At 62.0% G+C, this 18,840-nt stretch carries 18 protein-coding genes; 9 read left to right on the top strand and 9 right to left on the bottom strand.

Annotated elements, in window-relative coordinates:
• The first annotated feature begins 1 nt into the window (after nt 1).
• Nucleotides 2–838: a glycosyltransferase family protein gene (locus M3N55_RS00775; protein ID WP_249055456.1), complete on the top strand. Its 837-nt coding sequence runs from the start codon at nt 2–4 to the stop codon at nt 836–838.
• Here M3N55_RS00775 and M3N55_RS00770 read toward each other — a convergent pair.
• Nucleotides 799–1,728 carry an ABC transporter ATP-binding protein gene (locus M3N55_RS00770; protein ID WP_249055454.1) on the bottom strand — a complete coding sequence of 310 codons (930 nt, stop codon included), beginning with the start codon at nt 1,726–1,728 and terminating at the stop codon, nt 799–801. The two genes, M3N55_RS00775 and M3N55_RS00770, sit on opposite strands and share 40 nt — an antisense overlap.
• Before the next feature lie 121 nt (nt 1,729–1,849).
• On the opposite strand from M3N55_RS00770, the gene M3N55_RS00765 reads away from it, so the two are divergent.
• Nucleotides 1,850–2,032 (top strand): zinc-finger domain-containing protein, encoded by a 183-nt coding sequence (locus M3N55_RS00765; protein WP_249055891.1) that lies wholly within the window; start codon nt 1,850–1,852, stop codon nt 2,030–2,032.
• A gap of 80 nt (nt 2,033–2,112) precedes the next feature.
• Complete coding sequence (locus M3N55_RS00760) at nt 2,113–2,535, top strand: hypothetical protein (RefSeq protein WP_249055452.1); 423 nt, start codon at nt 2,113–2,115, stop codon at nt 2,533–2,535.
• On the opposite strand, the gene M3N55_RS00755 is transcribed toward M3N55_RS00760, so the two are convergent.
• Nucleotides 2,519–2,983, bottom strand: a complete 465-nt coding sequence (locus M3N55_RS00755; protein ID WP_249055451.1) for a hypothetical protein — start codon at nt 2,981–2,983, stop codon at nt 2,519–2,521. The two genes, M3N55_RS00760 and M3N55_RS00755, sit on opposite strands and share 17 nt — an antisense overlap.
• A gap of 63 nt (nt 2,984–3,046) precedes the next feature.
• Here M3N55_RS00755 and polA point away from each other — a divergent pair, with 63 nt between their 5' ends.
• Entirely contained in the window at nt 3,047–6,079 is a 3,033-nt protein-coding gene (gene polA / locus M3N55_RS00750; RefSeq protein ID WP_249055449.1) for a DNA polymerase I, read from the top strand.
• Nucleotides 6,080–6,082: 3 nt separating this feature from the next.
• Nucleotides 6,083–6,907 (top strand): DUF2971 domain-containing protein, encoded by an 825-nt coding sequence (locus M3N55_RS00745; RefSeq protein WP_249055447.1) that lies wholly within the window; start codon nt 6,083–6,085, stop codon nt 6,905–6,907.
• A gap of 131 nt (nt 6,908–7,038) precedes the next feature.
• On the opposite strand, the gene tsf is transcribed toward M3N55_RS00745, so the two are convergent.
• Complete coding sequence (gene tsf / locus M3N55_RS00740; RefSeq protein ID WP_249055446.1) at nt 7,039–7,911, bottom strand: translation elongation factor Ts; 873 nt, start codon at nt 7,909–7,911, stop codon at nt 7,039–7,041.
• 86 nt (nt 7,912–7,997) lie between these two features.
• Entirely contained in the window at nt 7,998–8,795 is a 798-nt protein-coding gene (gene rpsB, locus M3N55_RS00735; RefSeq protein ID WP_249055444.1) for a 30S ribosomal protein S2, read from the bottom strand.
• A gap of 208 nt (nt 8,796–9,003) precedes the next feature.
• On the opposite strand from rpsB, the gene M3N55_RS00730 reads away from it, so the two are divergent.
• Nucleotides 9,004–9,786 (top strand): FkbM family methyltransferase, encoded by a 783-nt coding sequence (locus M3N55_RS00730; RefSeq protein WP_249055442.1) that lies wholly within the window; start codon nt 9,004–9,006, stop codon nt 9,784–9,786.
• Nucleotides 9,787–9,817: 31 nt separating this feature from the next.
• Here the strand turns inward: M3N55_RS00730 and eda are convergent, their stop codons facing one another.
• Nucleotides 9,818–10,459, bottom strand: a complete 642-nt coding sequence (eda, locus tag M3N55_RS00725) for a bifunctional 4-hydroxy-2-oxoglutarate aldolase/2-dehydro-3-deoxy-phosphogluconate aldolase (RefSeq protein WP_249055440.1) — start codon at nt 10,457–10,459, stop codon at nt 9,818–9,820.
• 126 nt (nt 10,460–10,585) lie between these two features.
• Here eda and M3N55_RS00720 point away from each other — a divergent pair, with 126 nt between their 5' ends.
• The 3 genes from M3N55_RS00720 to hisA all read left to right on the top strand — a co-directional run bounded on the left by M3N55_RS00720 (nt 10,586) and on the right by hisA (nt 13,348).
• Complete coding sequence (locus tag M3N55_RS00720; RefSeq protein ID WP_249055439.1) at nt 10,586–12,037, top strand: leucyl aminopeptidase; 1,452 nt, start codon at nt 10,586–10,588, stop codon at nt 12,035–12,037.
• Nucleotides 12,038–12,040: 3 nt separating this feature from the next.
• Nucleotides 12,041–12,508, top strand: a complete 468-nt coding sequence (locus tag M3N55_RS00715; RefSeq protein WP_249055437.1) for a DNA polymerase III subunit chi — start codon at nt 12,041–12,043, stop codon at nt 12,506–12,508.
• Nucleotides 12,509–12,625: 117 nt separating this feature from the next.
• Nucleotides 12,626–13,348 carry a 1-(5-phosphoribosyl)-5-[(5-phosphoribosylamino)methylideneamino]imidazole-4-carboxamide isomerase gene (gene hisA / locus M3N55_RS00710; RefSeq protein ID WP_249055435.1) on the top strand — a complete coding sequence of 241 codons (723 nt, stop codon included), beginning with the start codon at nt 12,626–12,628 and terminating at the stop codon, nt 13,346–13,348.
• 60 nt (nt 13,349–13,408) lie between these two features.
• Here hisA and M3N55_RS00705 read toward each other — a convergent pair whose 3' ends face one another.
• The 4 genes from M3N55_RS00705 to M3N55_RS00690 all read right to left on the bottom strand — a co-directional run bounded on the left by M3N55_RS00705 (nt 13,409) and on the right by M3N55_RS00690 (nt 18,420).
• Nucleotides 13,409–14,665, bottom strand: coding sequence for a glutamate-5-semialdehyde dehydrogenase (locus tag M3N55_RS00705; RefSeq protein WP_249055433.1), 1,257 nt, complete (start codon nt 14,663–14,665; stop codon nt 13,409–13,411).
• Nucleotides 14,662–15,777, bottom strand: a complete 1,116-nt coding sequence (gene proB / locus M3N55_RS00700; RefSeq protein ID WP_249055431.1) for a glutamate 5-kinase — start codon at nt 15,775–15,777, stop codon at nt 14,662–14,664. Before proB ends, M3N55_RS00705 begins: the two co-directional genes overlap by 4 nt.
• Nucleotides 15,765–16,790, bottom strand: coding sequence for a GTPase ObgE (obgE, locus tag M3N55_RS00695; protein WP_249055430.1), 1,026 nt, complete (start codon nt 16,788–16,790; stop codon nt 15,765–15,767). Before obgE ends, proB begins: the two co-directional genes overlap by 13 nt.
• 109 nt (nt 16,791–16,899) lie before the next feature.
• Nucleotides 16,900–18,420, bottom strand: a complete 1,521-nt coding sequence (locus M3N55_RS00690; RefSeq protein ID WP_249055428.1) for a helicase HerA-like domain-containing protein — start codon at nt 18,418–18,420, stop codon at nt 16,900–16,902.
• Between the last annotated feature and the right edge of the window lie 420 nt (nt 18,421–18,840).

Genomic DNA, 18,840 nt, shown 5'->3' with positions numbered 1-18,840 from the left:
CATGACTGCTCCGACCATCGCGTTTGTCTGTGCCTCCAACAATCCCCAGATTCTGAACGACAACCTGATGCGCTCGCCTGCCATTGCCTCTGGCGCATACCCGCTGGAGGTTGTGGAGAACGCGCCCTCTGCCGCGCAGGCCTATAATACCGGGCTGGACCGCAGCGCGGCGGATGTGGTGGTGTTCCTGCACCATGATGTTTATCTGCCGCTTGGTTGGGACGCACTGCTGCGCCAGCGCATCGCAGAGGTCGAGGCCACAGACCCGAACTGGGCGTTATTGGGTGCCTTTGGCATCGCTATGGACACACGCGGATATGGTCCGGTCTGGTCCAGTTCCATAAATTTCATTGCCGGGCTGATGCCGCTTTCTCCGGTGCCGGTGCAATCCTTCGACGAATTGCTGATCGTCATGCGTCGTGGCGCGGGCTTGCGCTTTGACGAAGCGCTGACCGGCTGGCACATGTATGGCACCGATATCGTGTGTCAGGCCCGCGCCAAGGGGCTGGGCGCCTTTAGCGTGGCGCTGCCGCTGATCCATAATGACGGATACAAAGAAACGCTGGATGGCAATTTCGAAGCCGCGTTTCGCCACATGGCGCTCAAATGGCGCAACCTGCTGCCAATCAAGACGCCGGTGGTAAAGATCACGACCGATGCGCGCGATCTGTATAAATGGCGCTGGAACCTTTGGCGTTCGCGCAAGGCGCGGCGTGCGCTGGCCGCACCCGATGCGCGCGACCCGCGCGACTATGCGCGGGCTTGCGGCTGGATGGATCTGCGGCCCTCGCTGGACAGTTATGCCGCCGACCGGGTCAACGACAGGAACACATCCTGAAGGTCGGGTTCCTCTGACGTGACATCGACCACCACGCCGCCCGCTTCGGCCACCGCCGCCAATATCTGCCCGGCACTGATCTGGCTGCGCCGGTAGGTCAGCGACAGCCGCCCATCGGGTTTGCGGTCTTGTGTTACGCCTTCGGGCAGGGTCAGGGCCGTGTCACGCTCCAGCGTCAGCACCAGCGTTTTGGCATCCAACTGGCCCAGAAGCGTGGCAGTTCTGTCGCGCACCACCACCTCGCCATGGTTGATGATGGCGATTTCGTCGCACATTTCTTCGGCTTCTTCCAGATAATGCGTGGTCAAAATGATAGTCATGCCCTGCTTGTTCAGCGCGCGCACATTGTCCCACAGCATCTGGCGCAATTCGATATCCACCCCCGCCGTGGGTTCGTCCAGCACCAGCACCGCCGGGCTATGCACCAGCGCTTTGCCCAGCAGCAACCGCCGCCGCATTCCACCCGACAGCGTGCGCGCATAGGCATTGGCCTTATCCGACAGGCCGATCAGTTCCAAAATGTCATCGGTGCGGCGCTCGGATTTGGGCACGCCATACAGGCCCGCCTGCACCTCCAAGGCCCCACGCGGGGTAAAGAACGGGTCAATGTTCAATTCCTGCGGCATAACGCCAATGGCCGCGCGCGACTGGCGCGGGTTTTTATCCTGGTCAAAGCCCCAGATGCTGACCTGTCCTGCGGTTTTGTTCACCAACCCCGCCAGAATGTTGATAAGCGTGGATTTGCCCGCGCCATTCGGCCCCAGCAGCCCGAAAATGCTGCCTGCCGGGATGCTTAGGTCCACGCCCTTCAAAGCATGTTTCTCAGGCTCACCCTTTTGCCCGGCATAGGTCTTGCGCAAGCCGGTAATTTCGATTGCCTGTCTGGTCATGGTCGCCCCTTGCATATGCGCTTGCCACCTTGCCGCGCGCGCCCGATTTGTTATGGTCGTGACATACCTAGGCCAGCGCGCCGCCAGCGACAAGGACAGCCCCATGACCGCACCCAACCCATTGGCCCATGATGCCCCGGAAACCGAAATCGTGAATGCCATGCGCGTGGCCTGCGATGGGGGCGAAGGCGCGTTGGGACACCCGCGCGTGTGGCTGTCGGTATCGCATGACACGGGCGTGGTCGAATGCCCCTATTGCGACAAGCGCTTCATCCATGCCGATTTCGCAGATGACGCGGCCTGACCCCTGCGGCCAGCTCATCACGTGGGCAACCCGCCCCGTCAACAGCGTGCCGGCAAACCCACCGAAACCGGACCTGCCCTGTGACCGCGCTTGACCGTGTCCTGCCCGGCCTGCTGCTGGTCATTTCCGGGCTGCTTATGGGCTGGGGCATTCTGGGGCTGCTGGAATACGTGGTCCCCGTCATAAGCATCGGCCTGCAAAACAGCCAGTTTCCCGCAGGTTTGCAGTTTGCGCATTTCTTCGCGATCCTGCTGACAGGGGCAGTGTTCCTGTTCGGCTATCTAGCCAAATGGCCCCCGACCCGGCACGCAACGATCACCATGTATGCCGTTCTGGCAACACTCTGTTTTGTCGAAGTCACCGATTTTGGCGCATTTGGCGGTGGCACAACCGGCGTTCTGATTATGCTGGTCGAATTCAGCACATATATCGCTTTGTCGGTCTATATGCTGCGATCCAATGCCATGCAGCGCCGTTTCGGCACCGCTAACTCATCAGCATAGGCGTCGCGCCGCACATCAACGCGCCATCTACCCGGCGGCCTGTCTGGTCGAGGAACTGTTCGATATTATGGCCCGACCATGCCTCGACATAGCCAAAACCGCTGATTAAGCCGCGCCCATGCGTGGTACCGGTTTCGCCGTCCTGGTAATAGTAAACCAGCCGCCCTTCCAACCCGTCATCGCAGGCAAACCGCGCCAGCCCCACGCCAAGGCCGGTCACACGCCAAGTGCCGATGCAACTGGTGCCGTCATTGGTCACACCCGACAGCGTGCCCTCGTCCCAGCCAATCGCGCGGCCTACGAAATACGTCCCCTCGCCCGGCATACAGGCCACGATGGGGCTGCAACTGTCGGGGCTGCCGGGGATCAGCGGGCAGTCGGGCAGCTCCATCGCCGGGGCTGCCACAGCCCACGCACACAGAGTCGCGATTGAACAGAGAAGTCGCATGTGAAATACCTTTGACCAAATATAATCAGGGCCAACATGCCCAACCGACAGGAGCCGCGCAAGATGACATTCGGCAAGGACAGCCACCTGCATTTGATCGACGGCTCTGCCTATATTTTCCGCGCCTATCACGCGCTACCGCCGCTGTCGCGCAAGTCCGACGGGGCGCCGGTTGGGGCTGTTGCGGGCTTTTGCAACATGCTGTGGCGCTATGTCGAAGGCAACAAGGGGCCGGATGCGCCCACCCATGTGGCGGTGATTTTCGACAAGGGCAGCCACACGTTCCGCAATGATCTGTATTCGGACTACAAGGGCCACCGCCCCGACATGCCCGAAGACCTGCGGCCCCAGATACCGTTGACGCGCGAAGCCACGCGCGCCTTCAACATCGCCTGCGAAGAGTTGGAAGGCTATGAGGCCGATGACATCATCGCCACGCTCGCGCGACAAGCGGTTGAGGCAGGCGGGCGCGTCACAATCATCAGCGGCGACAAGGACTTGGCGCAGCTTGTGAATGCAAATGTGTCGATGATCCGCCCCGGAATGCAGGGCAAACCTGACCAGCTTGTGGACCGAGGTGGCGTGGTCGAATGGTTCGGCGTTGGGCCGGAATTGATGATCGACCTGCAAGCCATCGCAGGCGACAGCGTGGACAACATTCCCGGTGTGCGTGGCGTTGGCGCAGCAACTGCGTCCTTGCTGTTACAAGCCATTGGCCCGGTGGACAGGCTCTTTGACGAAGGCACGCGCGAAGCGGCGCTGACGGAACTGGCAGACCAGATCGACGCCTATGTGACAGAGGTCGAAGGCAAGCTGGAGCGCAAGGTCAAGTTGGGCTCCAAGGCCGATGCAGCCGCGATTGTCGCGGCACTGTCTGGGGCGGATGTCGGAACGGACCTGTCACCCGCAGAACTGGCCGATCTGGCCACAAGCGGCAACGAGGCCGCAAAGCAGCTTGTCACCATGCGCGAGCGGCTGAAGGTGCTGCGCACCATCGCCCCCAAAGTGGCCGAAGCCGAAGAGGCCGTGCGCCTGTCCAAATCCCTTGTCCGGCTGGATGACCGGACACCGATCACCTTCGGCTTGGACGATCTGGCGGTGCGCAAGCCCGATGCAGAGACCCTGCTGGGGTTCCTGAACCAGATGGAGTTCCGCACCCTCACCCGCCGCATTGCCGACACGCTTGGGGCGGACGCACCCGCCCTGCCCGACGCGGCCACGGCATTGCAGCCGGATGCGCCCAAAGCCCCGGCCTTTGCAGATGCGAAATACGAGCCTGTGCGCGACATGGCCGCGCTTCAAACATGGATCGACGCCGCCTATGCGCGTGGCTTTGTAGCGGTCGACACCGAAACCACCGCCCTGGACGAGATGCGCGCCGATCTGGTCGGCGTGTCCTTGTGTGTGGAAGCCGGTCATGCCGCCTATATCCCGCTGGCCCACCGCGCAGGCGGCGACGGGTTGTTCGATGACCCGGCACTGACCGAAGGCCAAATCCCGATGGCCGATGCACTCGCCGCCCTCAAACCCCTGCTGGAAGACCCGGGCATCCTGAAAATTGGGCAGAACATGAAATACGATGCCAAGATTTTTGCAGGCTACGGCATAAATGTCGCGCCCATCGACTACACCATGCTGATGAGCTACGCGCTCAATGGCGGTTTGCACGGGCACGGCATGGATGCGCTCTCGGACCGCTATCTGAACCACGCCCCCATCGCCATCAAAACACTGCTGGGAACCGGCAAATCCGCCATCACCTTCGACCGCGTGCCGATTGACGATGCGGTCAAATACGCGGCTGAAGACGCCGACATCACCCTGCGCCTGTGGCAGATGTTCAAACCGCGCCTGCACGCCTCAAAGGTGACGCGCGTCTATGAAACACTGGAGCGCCCGCTTGTCCCCGTTCTGGCGCAGATGGAGCGCACTGGCATCAAGGTGGACCGCGATATCCTGTCGCGCATGTCGAACGCTTTCGCGCAGAAAATGGCGGGGCTGGAGGCGGAAATCCATGAGCTTGCGGGCGAGACTTTCAATGTCGGCAGCCCCAAGCAGCTTGGCGAAATCCTGTTCGACAAGATGTCGCTGGAGGGCGGCAAGAAGGGCAAGACCGGCGCCTATGCCACCGGCGCAGATATTCTGGAGGATCTGGCGGCAGAGGGCCACGACCTGCCCGCCCGCGTTCTGGATTGGCGCTCGCTCTCCAAGTTGAAATCGACCTACACGGACGCGCTGCAAGACCACATCCACCCCGATACGGGGCGCGTGCACACGTCCTATGTGATTACGGGCGCGGTCACGGGGCGGCTCTCCTCGACCGATCCGAACCTGCAGAACATCCCCATACGGTCGGAAGAAGGCCGCCGCATCCGCACGGCTTTTGTTGCCGCCGAAGGGCACAAGCTGGTCGCGCTGGACTACAGCCAGATCGAACTGCGCATCCTTGCCCATATCGCGGGCATCGACGCGCTGAAAGCAGCCTTCCGCGAGGGGCAGGACATTCACGCCATGACCGCGTCGGAAATGTTCGACGTGCCGATGGACCAGATGACGCCCGAAATTCGCCGTCAGGCCAAGGCGATCAATTTCGGGGTGATCTACGGCATTTCGGGCTTTGGCCTTGCCCGCAACCTGCGCATTCCGCGCGCCGACGCGCAGGGCTTCATCGACCGGTATTTCGAGCGTTTCCCCGGCATCCGCGCCTATATGGATGACACGGTCGCGTTTGCAAAAACCCATGGCCGGGTGGAGACCCTGTTCGGGCGGCGCATCCACACGCCAGAGATTACCGCCAAAGGCCCGGCGGCAGGTTTCGCGCGGCGCGCGGCAATCAACGCGCCCATCCAGGGCACCGCCGCCGACATCATCCGCCGCGCCATGGTGCGGGTGCCGGATGCGATAGCGGGCCTGCCCGCGCGGATGCTGCTACAGGTGCATGACGAACTGGTGTTCGAGGTGGAAGAGGGCGCGGTGGACGAGGTGATCGACGTGGTGCGCGCGGTGATGGAAGGGGCCGCAGCACCCGTGGTGACGCTCGACGTGCCGCTGGTGGTGGATGCAGGGGTTGGCGAGAGTTGGGCGGAGGCGCATTGAGGAATGGTAGGCCAAGTTCATCATTATTGTTCGGCATCGGTTTTCTTGTCATTTATCAAGAATAAAGAAATCTGGCTCACAGCGCTTTCTCAGTCAAACGATCATCTAGAGGGAACTTGGATGCTTCGAAAATGGCTAGAGTTGTTCGACCGCTCCAAGGACCAAGATAAAACGCTCAAAAAGAAAGGCGCACGATTTGCTGTTGAGACGATCTTAGACATGTATGTTGCTTTAGGAACCTGCTTCTCAGAAGAGCGCGACTTATTAAGCCAGTGGAGAGGTTACGCGGCAGATGGAACTGGATTTTCAATATCATTTGACAAAGAAGCTTTGACAGCGCTTGCATCGAACTCGACAGAAACGCTGCCGCTGACAATGTCCAAGGTATACTATGGTCACAAAGACAATAAGCAGTCCAACGAAGTCATTAGGATACTCAACGACGCTTTTGGGGAAGACGCTGAAAAATATAAAGAATATCCGGATGGGATCGGTGATCGTCAGTTGGCCTATACACGAGAAAAGTTCAAGCAACAAAAAAATGCTACAAGATTACTTTTTACGATCAAGAATGAAGCATTTGCTGAAGAGCGTGAATGGAGGCTATTTACCTTTGAATCCGTTTCAAAAATCAAAGGTGTTGAATTCAGAGAGAGCCGTGGTGTTTTGTCGCCATTCGTTAAATTTAAAATTCCTGTAGAGGCTATTCGCGGAATCACATTAGGCCCGACAAACAAAACACCTCTTAAAACAATTAAAAACGCTCTGCAAATCCATGGAATAACTTGCCCGGTATCTCCGAGCAATGCAAGTTACAGGGGTTTCTAAACTCAAAATCGAACCAAAAAACGGCGCTCCGATCCCTCGGAGCGCCGCCAATCTTCCAATGAAACCAGAGAAGAGTCTTCTCTTCGCAATTTCGAACCGAAAAAGTCTGTCAACTTTTTCTGAAATTGCTCTTAGCCCTGCATCTTCGCCACTTCCTCGGCGAAGTTTTCTTCTTTCTTCTCGATCCCTTCGCCGACCTCCATACGGACAAAGCCGGTGATCGTCGCGCCCGCCTCAGCAGCGGCTTGCGCCACGGTCAGGTCGGGGTTGATGACGAAGGCCTGGCCCATCAGCGTGACCTCGGCCATGAATTTCTTCATGCGGCCGACGATCATGTTCTCGATGATGTTCTCTGGCTTGCCCGATTCGCGCGCGATGTCGATCTGGACCTGCTTTTCCTTTTCGACAATCGCCGGGTCCAGCGAGGCTTCATCCAGCGATGCCGGGTTGGTTGCGGCGATATGCATGGCGACCTGCTTGCCGAACCCGGCGTCACCGCCGGACATGGCGACCAGCACGCCGATCTTGCCCATGCCATCGGTCGCGGCATTATGGACGTAAGAGACAACCGTCTCACCCTCGATCATGGCCATGCGGCGCAGGGTCATGTTCTCGCCGATTTTCGCAATCGCGTCGGTCAGCACGGTCGAAACGGGCTTGCCGCCCATATCGGCGGCGGCCAGCGCGTCTACATCCGAGGCGGTCAACGCGGTGGTGGCAATGCCTGCGACCATCGACTGGAATTCGGCGTTCTTGGCGACGAAATCGGTTTCCGAGTTCACTTCAACCGCAACACCCTTGCCGCCTTCGACGGCAACGGCAACCAGACCTTCGGCAGCCGTGCGGCCCGATTTCTTGGCGGCCTTGGCCAGACCCTTGGTGCGCAACCAATCGGTTGCCGCTTCCATGTCGCCGCCCGTCTCGGTCAGTGCTTTCTTCGCGTCCATCATGCCTGCGCCGGTGGATTCGCGCAGTTCCTTCACCATTGCTGCGGTGATTGCCATGTTTCTCACTCCTGAATATCAAGGATGTGACAGGGGGCATACAGCGCCCCTGTCACAGTATCATGTCAGATCCTGACAGTAGACGATCAGCCTTGGGCTTCTGTCTCGGTCGTGGCTTCGGCGGGGGCGTCTTCGGCCAGAGCCTCTTCGACCGGCGCTTCTTCCAACGCACCAAGGTCGATACCCGCCGCGCCCATCTGCGCGGTCATGCCGTCGAGTGCCGCGCGGCTGACCAGATCGCAATACAGCGCAATCGCGCGTGCTGCGTCGTCATTGCCGGGGATGATGTAATCAACGCCATCGGGCGAGCAGTTGGTGTCAACCACGGCCACAACCGGAATGCCCAGCTTCTTGGCTTCCTGAATGGCGAGGTCTTCCTTGTTCACGTCGATCACGAAGAGCAGGTTCGGCAGGCCGCCCATTTCGCGGATGCCACCAAGCGATGCTTGCAGCTTGGCCTGTTCGCGTTCCATGCCAAGACGTTCTTTCTTGGTCAGACCTTCGGCGCCACCTTCCAACTTTTCGTCCAGAGCTTTCAGGCGCTGGATCGACTGCGACACGGTTTTCCAGTTGGTCAGCGTGCCGCCCAGCCAGCGGTGGTTCATGTAGAACTGCGCGGAGCGGTCAGCGGCGTCAGCCACGGCCTTGGAGGCCTGGCGCTTGGTGCCGACGAACAGCACGCGGCCACCCTTGGAGACGGTTTCGCGAATGACATTCAGCGCTGCGTCCAGCAGCGGCACAGTCTGCGTCAGATCCATGATGTGGATGCCGTTACGCTCGCCGTAGATATACGGACCCATGCGCGGGTTCCAGCGCTGCGTCTGGTGGCCAAAGTGAACGCCAGCTTCCAAAAGCTGCCGCATCGAGAAATCGGGAAGCGCCATAACGTGTTCCTTTCCGGTTTGCGCCTGAGTGGGGGGTTTCAAGGCCAAAGCCTCAACCGGTGGACCGTTGCGGATTTTTCTGCCCGCGCGGCCCGACCCCCACCTGTGAAGTGCGTGTCGCTTAGACGGTTTCCGGCATGGACGCAAGAGGGGTTGACCGCACGCACGCCCCTGCTCAATCTGGCGCGCGACCAGTGAAGGAAACATCATGACACCCGGACAGGCGCTTGCACAACTGAGCGCGCGCGCATCGCTTTACGACCTGCGCGACCGCGCAGACCGGGCACGTTCTGCCGCCGATCTGCGCAAGATGTTCTTTGCGTTGTTGCCGGTCGTCGCGCCCGATGTGTTCATCGAGGCCGGCGCGCATGACGGGTCGGGCGCGCGGCGTGCCCGGCACTTGCTGCCCGATGCCCGCGTGCTCGCCTATGAGGGCAACCCCCATAACCATGCGCGCTTTGCCAAACGCCACAATTTCGCGGCACTGAGGGTAGAATACCTTTTGTCGGCCCTGTCCGACAGCGACGGACCGGTCACATTCAAGGTGCTGACTGCGGACCGGCATTCCGCGCAGGGTGTGCATTCTGGCCGGTCCTCTTTAATGCTGCGCGAAGACCCGAAGGCCGAATACGAAACAGTCACGGTTCCCGGCCTGCGGCTGGACAGCGTGGCCACCGGGGCAGAGCGCGCCGCCCTTTGGGTCGATGTTGAAGGCGCGTCCGAAAAGGTTCTGGCCGGCGCAGAGGCGCTGCTGAAGCGCGCGGACCTCATGATGATAGAGGTCGAAAGCGCAGCTTTCTGGAAAGGGCAATGGTTAGCCCATGATGTGCTGGCGCATTTGCTGGCGCGCAGGCTGGTGCCTGTCGCCCGCGATTTCGAGCGCAGGCATCAATTCAATATTCTGTTCATGTCAGAAGCGGCACTTGCCCTTCCCGACGTGCTGCCGGTGCTGGAGTTGCAGCATAGCTTGACGCGGTATCGCAATCGCTGACCGCGCGGGACACGCGCGGCCAAAACCCGATCTACCGCGACAGCCCTGCCGCGGCACGCGCAATATCCGTGATCTGCGCCCAGTCGCCCGCTTGCATCAAGGCTTTCGGCGCAACCCATGACCCGCCCACACAGGCCACGTTCGCCAGCGCCAGATAGCCCGGCGCAAGCTCTGGCGTGATCCCGCCGGTCGGGCAGAAGGTCACTTGCGGCAAGGGCCCGCCGATGGATTTCAGCGCCCCGGCCCCGCCGATGGATTCTGCGGGAAAGAACTTTTGCACATGGTAGCCTTGCTCCAGCAGCGCCATCACCTCTGAACAGGTCTGCGCGCCGGGCAGAAGCGGCACCGCTTCGACACGGGCCGCATCTATCAACGCAGGTGTTGCACCGGGGGACACCGCAAATGTCGCGCCCGCGTCCTTTGCGGCTTTCATATGCGCCGGGGTCAGCACCGTGCCCGCGCCCACCACAGCACCCGGCACCTCTGCCATGGCGGCAATCGCCTGCAACGCGCACTCGGTGCGCAGGGTCACTTCCAGCACCGGCAAGCCCCCGGCGACAAGCGCCTCTGCCAAGGGGCGCGCATGGGCCAGATCATCGACCACGATAACCGGGATCACCGGGGCCAAGCGGCACAGTTCCAGCGCGCGGTCGCTTTGTTGGGCGGGGGTCATGGGCGGTGCTCCTTACATGAACCGTTAGCGGTAACAGCCATAACGCGCACCAGACATTTTCGCAAGAGCGGTGGTCATCGCCGGAGCGCTGGACTAGCTTTGCCCCAAACAAATGCCGGAGCACCCATGACCAACCTGACCGCCCTTGCGCTAGAGCTTGACCACCTTGACACCCATCCGGGCCGCGTGGTGGTCTTTGCCGACCCAGACGCCCCGCTGCCGCGTGCTGCCAAACGCTGCGACAAGCTGACCCGTGGCGCGGTCGCGCGCGCTGTCGGCAGTTCGGAATTTGGCGCGCTCAAACCGGGCAAAGGGATGACGCTGGCCTATCCCGCGGGCCTGGCTGCGCGGGCGTTGCAGATCATTCGGCTGCCGCGCAAGGCCACATCTGACCAGCTACGCCGCGCGGGCAACAGCATTGGCGCGGCACAGGGCGAGGACGCGGCACTGATCGCACTCGACACCCTGCCCTTGCGCGAGATTGCGCTGCATGCGGCCCTGCGCAGCTACCGCTACGAGGCGATGAAAGCCGCCCCGAAAAGCCCATTGGGCGGCCTGCTCTGTGCAGTCAAAGACCCGGAGGCGGCCAAACCCGTGCTGGACGACGCCACAGCACTCGCGCAATCGGTGCATCTGACCCGCGATCTGGTTCACGCGCCCGCCAATGTGCTGAACACCGAAAGTTTCGCGGCGCAGATCGCCGGGCTTGCTGATATCGGACTGAGCGTTGAAATCCTTGACCGCGACGAGATGGAGAAACTTGGCATGCGCGCGCTGCTGGCGGTGGGCCAAGCCTCTGACAACCCGCCGAAACTGGCGATCATGCATTGGAAGGGCGCGGAAGGGCCGCCGCTTTGCGTGTTGGGCAAGGGCGTGATGTTCGACACTGGCGGCATTTCGCTGAAGCCCGGCGCAGGTATGGAAGAGATGACGATGGATATGGGCGGCGCGGCTGTCACCGTCGGGCTTATGCAGGCGCTTGCGCTGCGCCGCGCCCCCGCGCATGTGATCGGGCTGGTGGGCTTGGTTGAAAACATGCCAGATGCGCGCGCGCAGCGACCCGGCGACATCGTGCGCTCCATGAAGGGCGACATGATCGAGGTCATCAACACCGATGCCGAAGGGCGCTTGGTGCTGTGCGACATGCTGCATTACGCCGCCGAACGATTTGAGCCGCGCGCCATGATCGACCTTGCGACCCTGACAGGCGCGATCATCATCGCCCTTGGGCATGATCGCGCGGGGGTGTTCTGCAATGACGACACGCTGGCCGACGGTATTCTTGGGGCTGCGCGCGACGCGGGCGAAGGCGCATGGCGGATGCCCTTGGGCGCGGAATACCAACGCCAGATCGATTCGCGACTGGGCGATGTGAAGAACACGGGCGGACGGCCCGCCGGGTCCTGCACCGCCGCCTCGTTCCTGGAACGCTTCGTGCCCGAAGGGGTGCCATGGGCGCATCTGGACATTGCTGGCGTGGCGCTGACGAAAGGTGACAGCGCCCATGCGCCAAAAGGAGCCTCTGGCTGGGGCGTGTTGACGCTGGACGCGCTGATCCGCACACGGTTCGAGGACTGACACATGGGCAAGGCCATGTTCTACCACCTGACGCGCGATCCCGTAGAGGTGACGGCTTCGACGCTGCTGACCCGCGCATTTGGCGCGGGCTGGCGCGTGGTCGTGCGCGGGGGGGACATGGCCGGTCTGGAACGGCTGGATGCCGCCTTGTGGCTGGGCGCAAAGGACAGCTTCTTGCCGCATGGGCTGGCCGGTGGCCCGCACGACGCCGACCAGCCCATTTTATTGACCACCGCGCACGACGCGCCGAATAATCCCGTCTGCGCGATGGCCGTGGATCGCGCGGAGGTGGACCCCGCAGATGTTGCAGGCTTGGAACGGCTGTGGATTTTGTTCGATGGGCAGGATGAGGCGGCGGTCGTCCATGCCCGCACGCAATGGAAGGCAATGGCAGCGGCCGGCGTGCAGGCGGAATACTGGTCGCAGGACGGCGGCGCTTGGGCAAAGAAAGCGCAATCCGGCGAGGGCTAGCGCCTGTGGCCTGCGTTGCGTCGTGAGTATTTGCGGCAAGATGAAGTGGATTGGCGGTTTTCCCCTGCCCGCCCGCGCGCTAAACGCAGCGGGGTAGACAGACAGGAGGCCCGCGCCATGATTCTTTATCCCGCGATTGACCTGAAGGACGGGCAATGCGTGCGCCTGTATAAAGGCGATATGGAAAAGGCCACGGTCTTTGGTGACGACCCGGCAGCGCAAGCGCGCGCGTTCGTGGATCAAGGCGCGGAATGGCTGCATTTGGTGGACCTGAACGGCGCATTTGCAGGCACTCCGGTGAATGGCGGCGCGGTAGACGCAATTCTGGCGGCGGTGGATGTGCCCGCGCAACTGGGCGGCGGCATTCGCGACATGGCAACGATCGAGGGCTGGCTGACAAAGGGCTTGGCGCGGGTCATCCTTGGCACGGTGGCAGTGGAAAACCCCGATCTGGTGCGCGAGGCCGCGCGCGCGTTTCCGGGCCAAGTGGCGGTTGGGATTGATGCGCGCAATGGCAGGGTCGCCACCAAGGGCTGGGCCGAGGAAACCAATGTCGAGGTGACGGAGCTTGCCCGCCAGTTCGAGGACGCGGGCGTGGCGGCGATCATTTATACCGACATTAACCGCGACGGCGCGATGCAAGGCCCGAATGTAGAGGCCACGGCGGCGCTGGCGCGGGCCGTGTCGATCCCGGTTATCGCATCGGGCGGCGTGTCACGGTTGGACGACCTGATCGCGCTGCGCGATTGCGGCGCGGCGCTTGACGGCGCTATTTCGGGCCGCGCTTTGTATGATGGCAAGCTGGATCTGGCCGAGGCGATGGCGGTGCTGCGGGGCTAAGCTTTTCCTGTCGCATGTTCGAGAAGCTCAAAACCGGTTCCCACGTTTGAGCAACATGCTTTAAGCCCGCACCGTCCCGTTGCCCGTGACCAGATATTTGAAACTGGTCAACTGCTCTGCCCCCACCGGCCCGCGTGCATGCATCTTGCCGGTGGCAATGCCGATCTCACCGCCCAAGCCAAACTCGCCCCCATCCGCGAATTGAGTCGAGGCGTTGCGCATCAGGATCGCGCTATCCAGACGCGCGAAGAATTCGGCGGCGGCGCTGTCATCCTCGGTGATAATCGCTTCGGTATGGCTGGACCCAAAGCGCTGGATATGCGCAATCGCGCCCGCCACATCGTCGACCACGGCGACGGCAAGGATCATGTCGAGGAATTCGCGCCCGAAATCATCGGGACTTGCGGGGGTCGTGCCCGGCAAATGCTGCAAGCCCTCGCCCACGCGCAATTCCACGCCTGCGGCGGCAAGGTCGGCAATAATCTCGGCCCCCAGCGTGTTGACGATATCACGATGCAACAGCAGGCATTCCGCCGCGCCACAAATCCCGGTGCGCCGGGTTTTCGCGTTCACCACAACGGCGCGGGCTTTCGCAGGGTCTGCGGCCACATCAACATAGACATGGCAGATACCCTCCAGATGCGCGAAGACAGGCACGCGGGCTTCGCGCTGCACCAGCCCCACCAACCCTTTGCCACCGCGCGGGACGATCACGTCGATATGTTCGACCATGCGCAGCATGTCAGCCACGGCGGCGCGGTCGGTGGTCTGGACAAGCTGGATCGCGTCTTCGGGCAGACCCGCCGCCCGCAGGCCCGCCACAAGTGCCGCATGAATAGCGCGCGAAGAGTGCACGCTTTCCGAACCGCCGCGCAGGATAACGGCATTCCCGGCTTTCAGACACAAAGCCCCCGCATCGGCGGTCACATTGGGGCGCGACTCAAAGATCACGCCGATCACCCCCAAAGGCGTGCGCACCCGCTGAATATGCAGGCCAGAGGGCCGGTCCCATTCGGCCATGACCGCGCCCACAGGGTCATCCTGCGCGGCAATCGCGCGCAGCGCGGCGCAGATCCCGTCAATCCGCGCGTCGTCCAACAACAAGCGATCCAGCATGGCGGAGGACAGGCCTTTTTCGCGCCCGGCGACCATGTCCTGCGCATTGGCGGCCAGCACATCGGCGCGCGTCGCATCCAGCGCATCGGCGGCGGCCATCAGCGCCTGCGTCTTGGCCTTTGGCGTCGCACTGGCCAACAGGTTTGCGGCGGCGCGGGCACGCGTGCCCATATCTAGCATATCTTGGCTGATCTCGGTCATAGGGCCATCTCGTCTCTGTGTATCAGGGCCACGCGGCCCGGATGGTTCAGGATTGTTTCTATCTCGCTTGATTGGTGGCCTGCAATGGCGCGCGCCTCTGCGGCGTCATAACCCGCCAGCCCCACGCCAAGCGGTCCATCCGGGCCGTTGATGCTTACGGCATCGCCACGGTGAAACTGCCCTTCCACGCGCACCACACCTGCGGGCAGAAGCGACTTGCCGGAGGCCAGCGCGCGCGCCGCCCCGCTATCGACATGCACGGCCCCCTTGGGCTTCATCCCGGCAATCCAGCCCTTGCGGGCCGAGCGAGGGTCGCCCTGCGCGACAAACAGGGTCGCGCGCGCACCGTTTGTAAGCGCGGCCAATGGGTTAAGTGCCTGCCCGGCCCCGATAAGCATTGCGCAACCACCCGCTGTGGCAGTGCGCGCGGCCATGATCTTGGTCTTCATGCCACCCTTGCTGAAAGGTGACAAAGGGTCGCCCGCCATCCCCTCGACCTCTGGGGTGATAGAGTCGATCACCGGCAGATGCCGTGCCTGAGGGTCCGATTGCGGGTTGCCGGTATAAAGCCCGTCGACATCCGACAGCAGCACCAACAGATCCGCGCCAATGGTCACGGCGACCTGCGCGGCCAGCCGGTCATTGTCGCCATAGCGGATTTCATCGGTCGCGATTGTGTCGTTTTCGTTAACAATAGGCAGCACGCCCAAACCCAGAAGCGTGCCCAAAGTGGCGCGGCTGTTCAGGTAGCGGCGGCGATCATGGGTGTCGTCCAGCGTCAGCAACACCTGGCCCGCAGTTATGCCATGCGGGGCCAACACTTCCTCATAGGCGCGCGCCAGGCGGATCTGACCCACAGCTGCGGCGGCTTGGCTTTGCTCCAAAGCCAAAGCGCCTTGCGGCAGGCCCAGCACAGCGCGGCCCAAGGCGATCGACCCGGAGGAGACGATAACCACCTCTGCCCCAGTGCCACGCAAGCCCGCCACATCAGCGGCAAGTGCTGCCAGCCAGTCGGACCGCAAACGGCCATCCTCTACCAGCAGCGCAGAGCCGATCTTGACCACCACGCGGCGCGCGCCGTGCAACACGGAAGCAGGCGTCAGGGTTGCCATACGTCCTCATCCTCGGGTTGCTCGCGGCCCTTGTCTATCTGGGCCGTCAAAGCGCGCAGCACGTTCTGCACCCCTTCGCCAGAGACCGCCGACAACATCATTACCTTGCGGTGGCTGATGGCTTCCAGCGCGGCCAGTTTCTCGGCGCGTTCTTCGTCATCCAGCGCGTCGATCTTGTTCATCGCCACAATGCGCGGTTTCAACGCCACATCGGGGGAATAGGCGTGCAACTCATTGTCGATGATGCGCCAATCCTCGGCCACGTCCTCTGCCGTGCCATCGACAAGCTGCAACAACACCGCGCACCGTTCGACATGGCCCAGAAACTGGTCGCCAAGCCCGCGCCCCTCGGAGGCGCCCTCAATCAGGCCCGGAATATCGGCCATGACGAATTCGCGCGCATCCACACCGACAACACCCAAGTTCGGGTGCAGCGTGGTAAACGGGTAATCCGCGATCTTGGGGCGCGCGTTCGATGTCGCGGCCAGAAAGGTTGATTTCCCGGCATTCGGCAAGCCCGCAAGCCCGGCATCTGCGATCAGCTTCAAGCGCAGCCAGATTTCACGCTCGACACCCGGCTGGCCGGAATTGGCGCGGCGCGGGGCTTGGTTGGTGGCGGATTTGAACTGTAAATTACCCCAACCGCCATTGCCGCCTTTGGCCAGAAGCACGCGCTGGCCCACTTCGGTCAGGTCGGCGATCACCGTTTCCTGATCCTCGTCCAGAATTTCGGTGCCTTCGGGCACGCGCAAGACCACGCTGTCACCGTCGCGCCCGGTGCGGCCCTTGCCCATGCCGCCCTGACCCGATTTGGCGAAGAAATGCTGCTGGTAGCGAAAGTCGATCAACGTGTTCAGACCGTCCACGCATTCTACCCAGACATCGCCACCGCGCCCGCCATCGCCGCCATCGGGACCGCCATATTCAATGAATTTCTCACGCCGGAACGACACGCAGCCGGACCCGCCGCCGCCAGATCGGATCGTGACCCGTGCAAGATCGAGGAATTTCATGACATGTGCTCCGTCGGCTGTAAGCCGCAGCCTTTAACGCAGGATCAACGCAAGCGAAAGGGGCTGCGCGCGCGGGGCGTGCCGTACGTGCCGCGCGCGCGGCTCCGCCTTACCGGCCTTTGAACAACCCGCCCAAGACACCCCGCATGATGGCTTTGCCCGTGCGCGTGCCAAGCTGGCGCGCCAGCGACTTGGCGAAAGCATCCACCGGCGTGTCGCGCTGCGAGACGCGCTTGGCGCGGGGCTTGGGCATGTTCGGCTCATAGCGTCGGGCAGAGGTGAACTCGCGGTCGTCGTCGGCGCGCGCGGGCCCTTCGGCCGCGACCGCCGCCAGCTCTGCGCGCCGCGCCAGCATTTCATGCGCACTGTCACGGTTGATCGCGCGGTCGTATTTCCCGGCCACGGGCGAAGACGCCATCAGCCGCGCACGGGTTGCCGCATCGACTGGCCCCATCTGGCTGCTGGGCGGTCGGATCAGTGTGCGTTCTGCCACGCCGGGCACGCCTTTGCCTTCCAGAAACGACGTCACCGCCTCGCCCACGCCGACATCGCGGATTGCATCGGCAATATCGAAGCGCGGGTTCGGGCGGTAAGTTTGCGACGCCCGTTTCAACGCCTGCTGGTCGCGCGCTGTAAATGCCCGCAGCGCGTGCTGCACGCGGTTGCCCAACTGGCCCAGCACGTCATCGGGAACATCATCGGGGTTTTGTGTCACGAAATACACCCCTACCCCTTTGGAGCGGATCAACCTTGCGACCTGTTCGACCTTGTCGATCAGCGCCTTGGGTGCGCCGTCGAACAGCAGATGCGCCTCATCAAAGAAGAAAACCAGCTTGGGTTTGTCGGGGTTGCCCACCTCTGGCAGTTCCTCGAACAACTCTGACAGCAGCCACAGCAAGAAGGTCGCATAAAGCCGCGGGCTGCGCATGAGCCGTTCGGCATGCAAAATGCTGATAACCCCGCGCCCATCTTGTGTGGTGCGCATGAGGTCCGATAATTCCAGCGCCGGTTCGGAAAAGAAATTCGCGGCCCCCTGATTTTCCAGCACCAGAAGTTTGCGCTGGATCGCGCCAATGCTGGCGGTGGTCACATTGCCATACCGCGCCGACACCTCGGCCCGATGTTCGCCCAGATGCACCAGCAGCGCGCGCAGATCGTCCAGATCCAGAATCGGCAGTCCTTCATCATCGGCAATGCGGAAACCCACGTTGAGGACGCCTTCCTGCGCTTCGGTCAATTCCAGCATGCGCGACAGCAAAAGCGGGCCAAGTTCAGAGATTGTCGCGCGCACGGGATGGCCATGTTCGCCAAAGAAATCCCACAGGATCGTCGGGTTGCCGGCAAAGTGATAACCCTCCAACCCGATCTGGTCGGCGCGTTTGAACAAGAAATCCTTCGGCTCACCCGCAACTGCAATGCCACTGACGTCGCCTTTAATGTCGGTCAAAAAGACCGGAACGCCTACGCGCGCAAATTCTTCGGCGAGGATTTGCATGGTGATGGTCTTGCCGGTGCCGGTCGCGCCCGTGATCAGGCCATGACGGTTGCCGAATTTGAAAGCCAGGTCTTGCGGGGCGCGTTGGTCCGGCCCTCCGCCACCCACCAAAACCCCCTGAATTTGCTCATTCATTCTGCCAACCCCTGTCGCCGATACTCAAAACCATCGAAAGTATGGACAGCGCGGTCGATCTTGGAAAGGGCTTCTTTACCTTTTCATGCCAGAGTGACGACACGCGCCCTGCCCTGTCCGGCGTGACAGCATCACGGGGCGCGTGTTTTCCTCCCTGTCAGACTGGCCGCGCCCTGGGGGGGTGCGGCCTTTTTTCCAGCCCGCCGTGACCTTCGTAAAATCCGGTCAAAACCCGATGCGGGCCTTGAAAAAAAGCGCAATCTTAGGTGTTGACGGGTCAATTTTTTCGCCATAGGCTGCGCGTCAATTGTCGGCCGGTCCGACAGGGAGAGAATAAAAAAACAAGACGAATAAGGGCCTTTTGGGCCCTTATTTGCATTTTGTGCCTTGGGGGCTGCACGCGGCATGTCAGAACGATGG

The sequence above is a fragment of the Roseinatronobacter domitianus genome, from assembly GCF_023336755.1.
In the GTDB taxonomy this organism is placed as follows: domain Bacteria; phylum Pseudomonadota; class Alphaproteobacteria; order Rhodobacterales; family Rhodobacteraceae; genus Roseinatronobacter; species Roseinatronobacter domitianus.
Note: the sequence above shows the minus strand (reverse complement) of the source record. Positions and strands in the feature narration are given on the sequence as shown.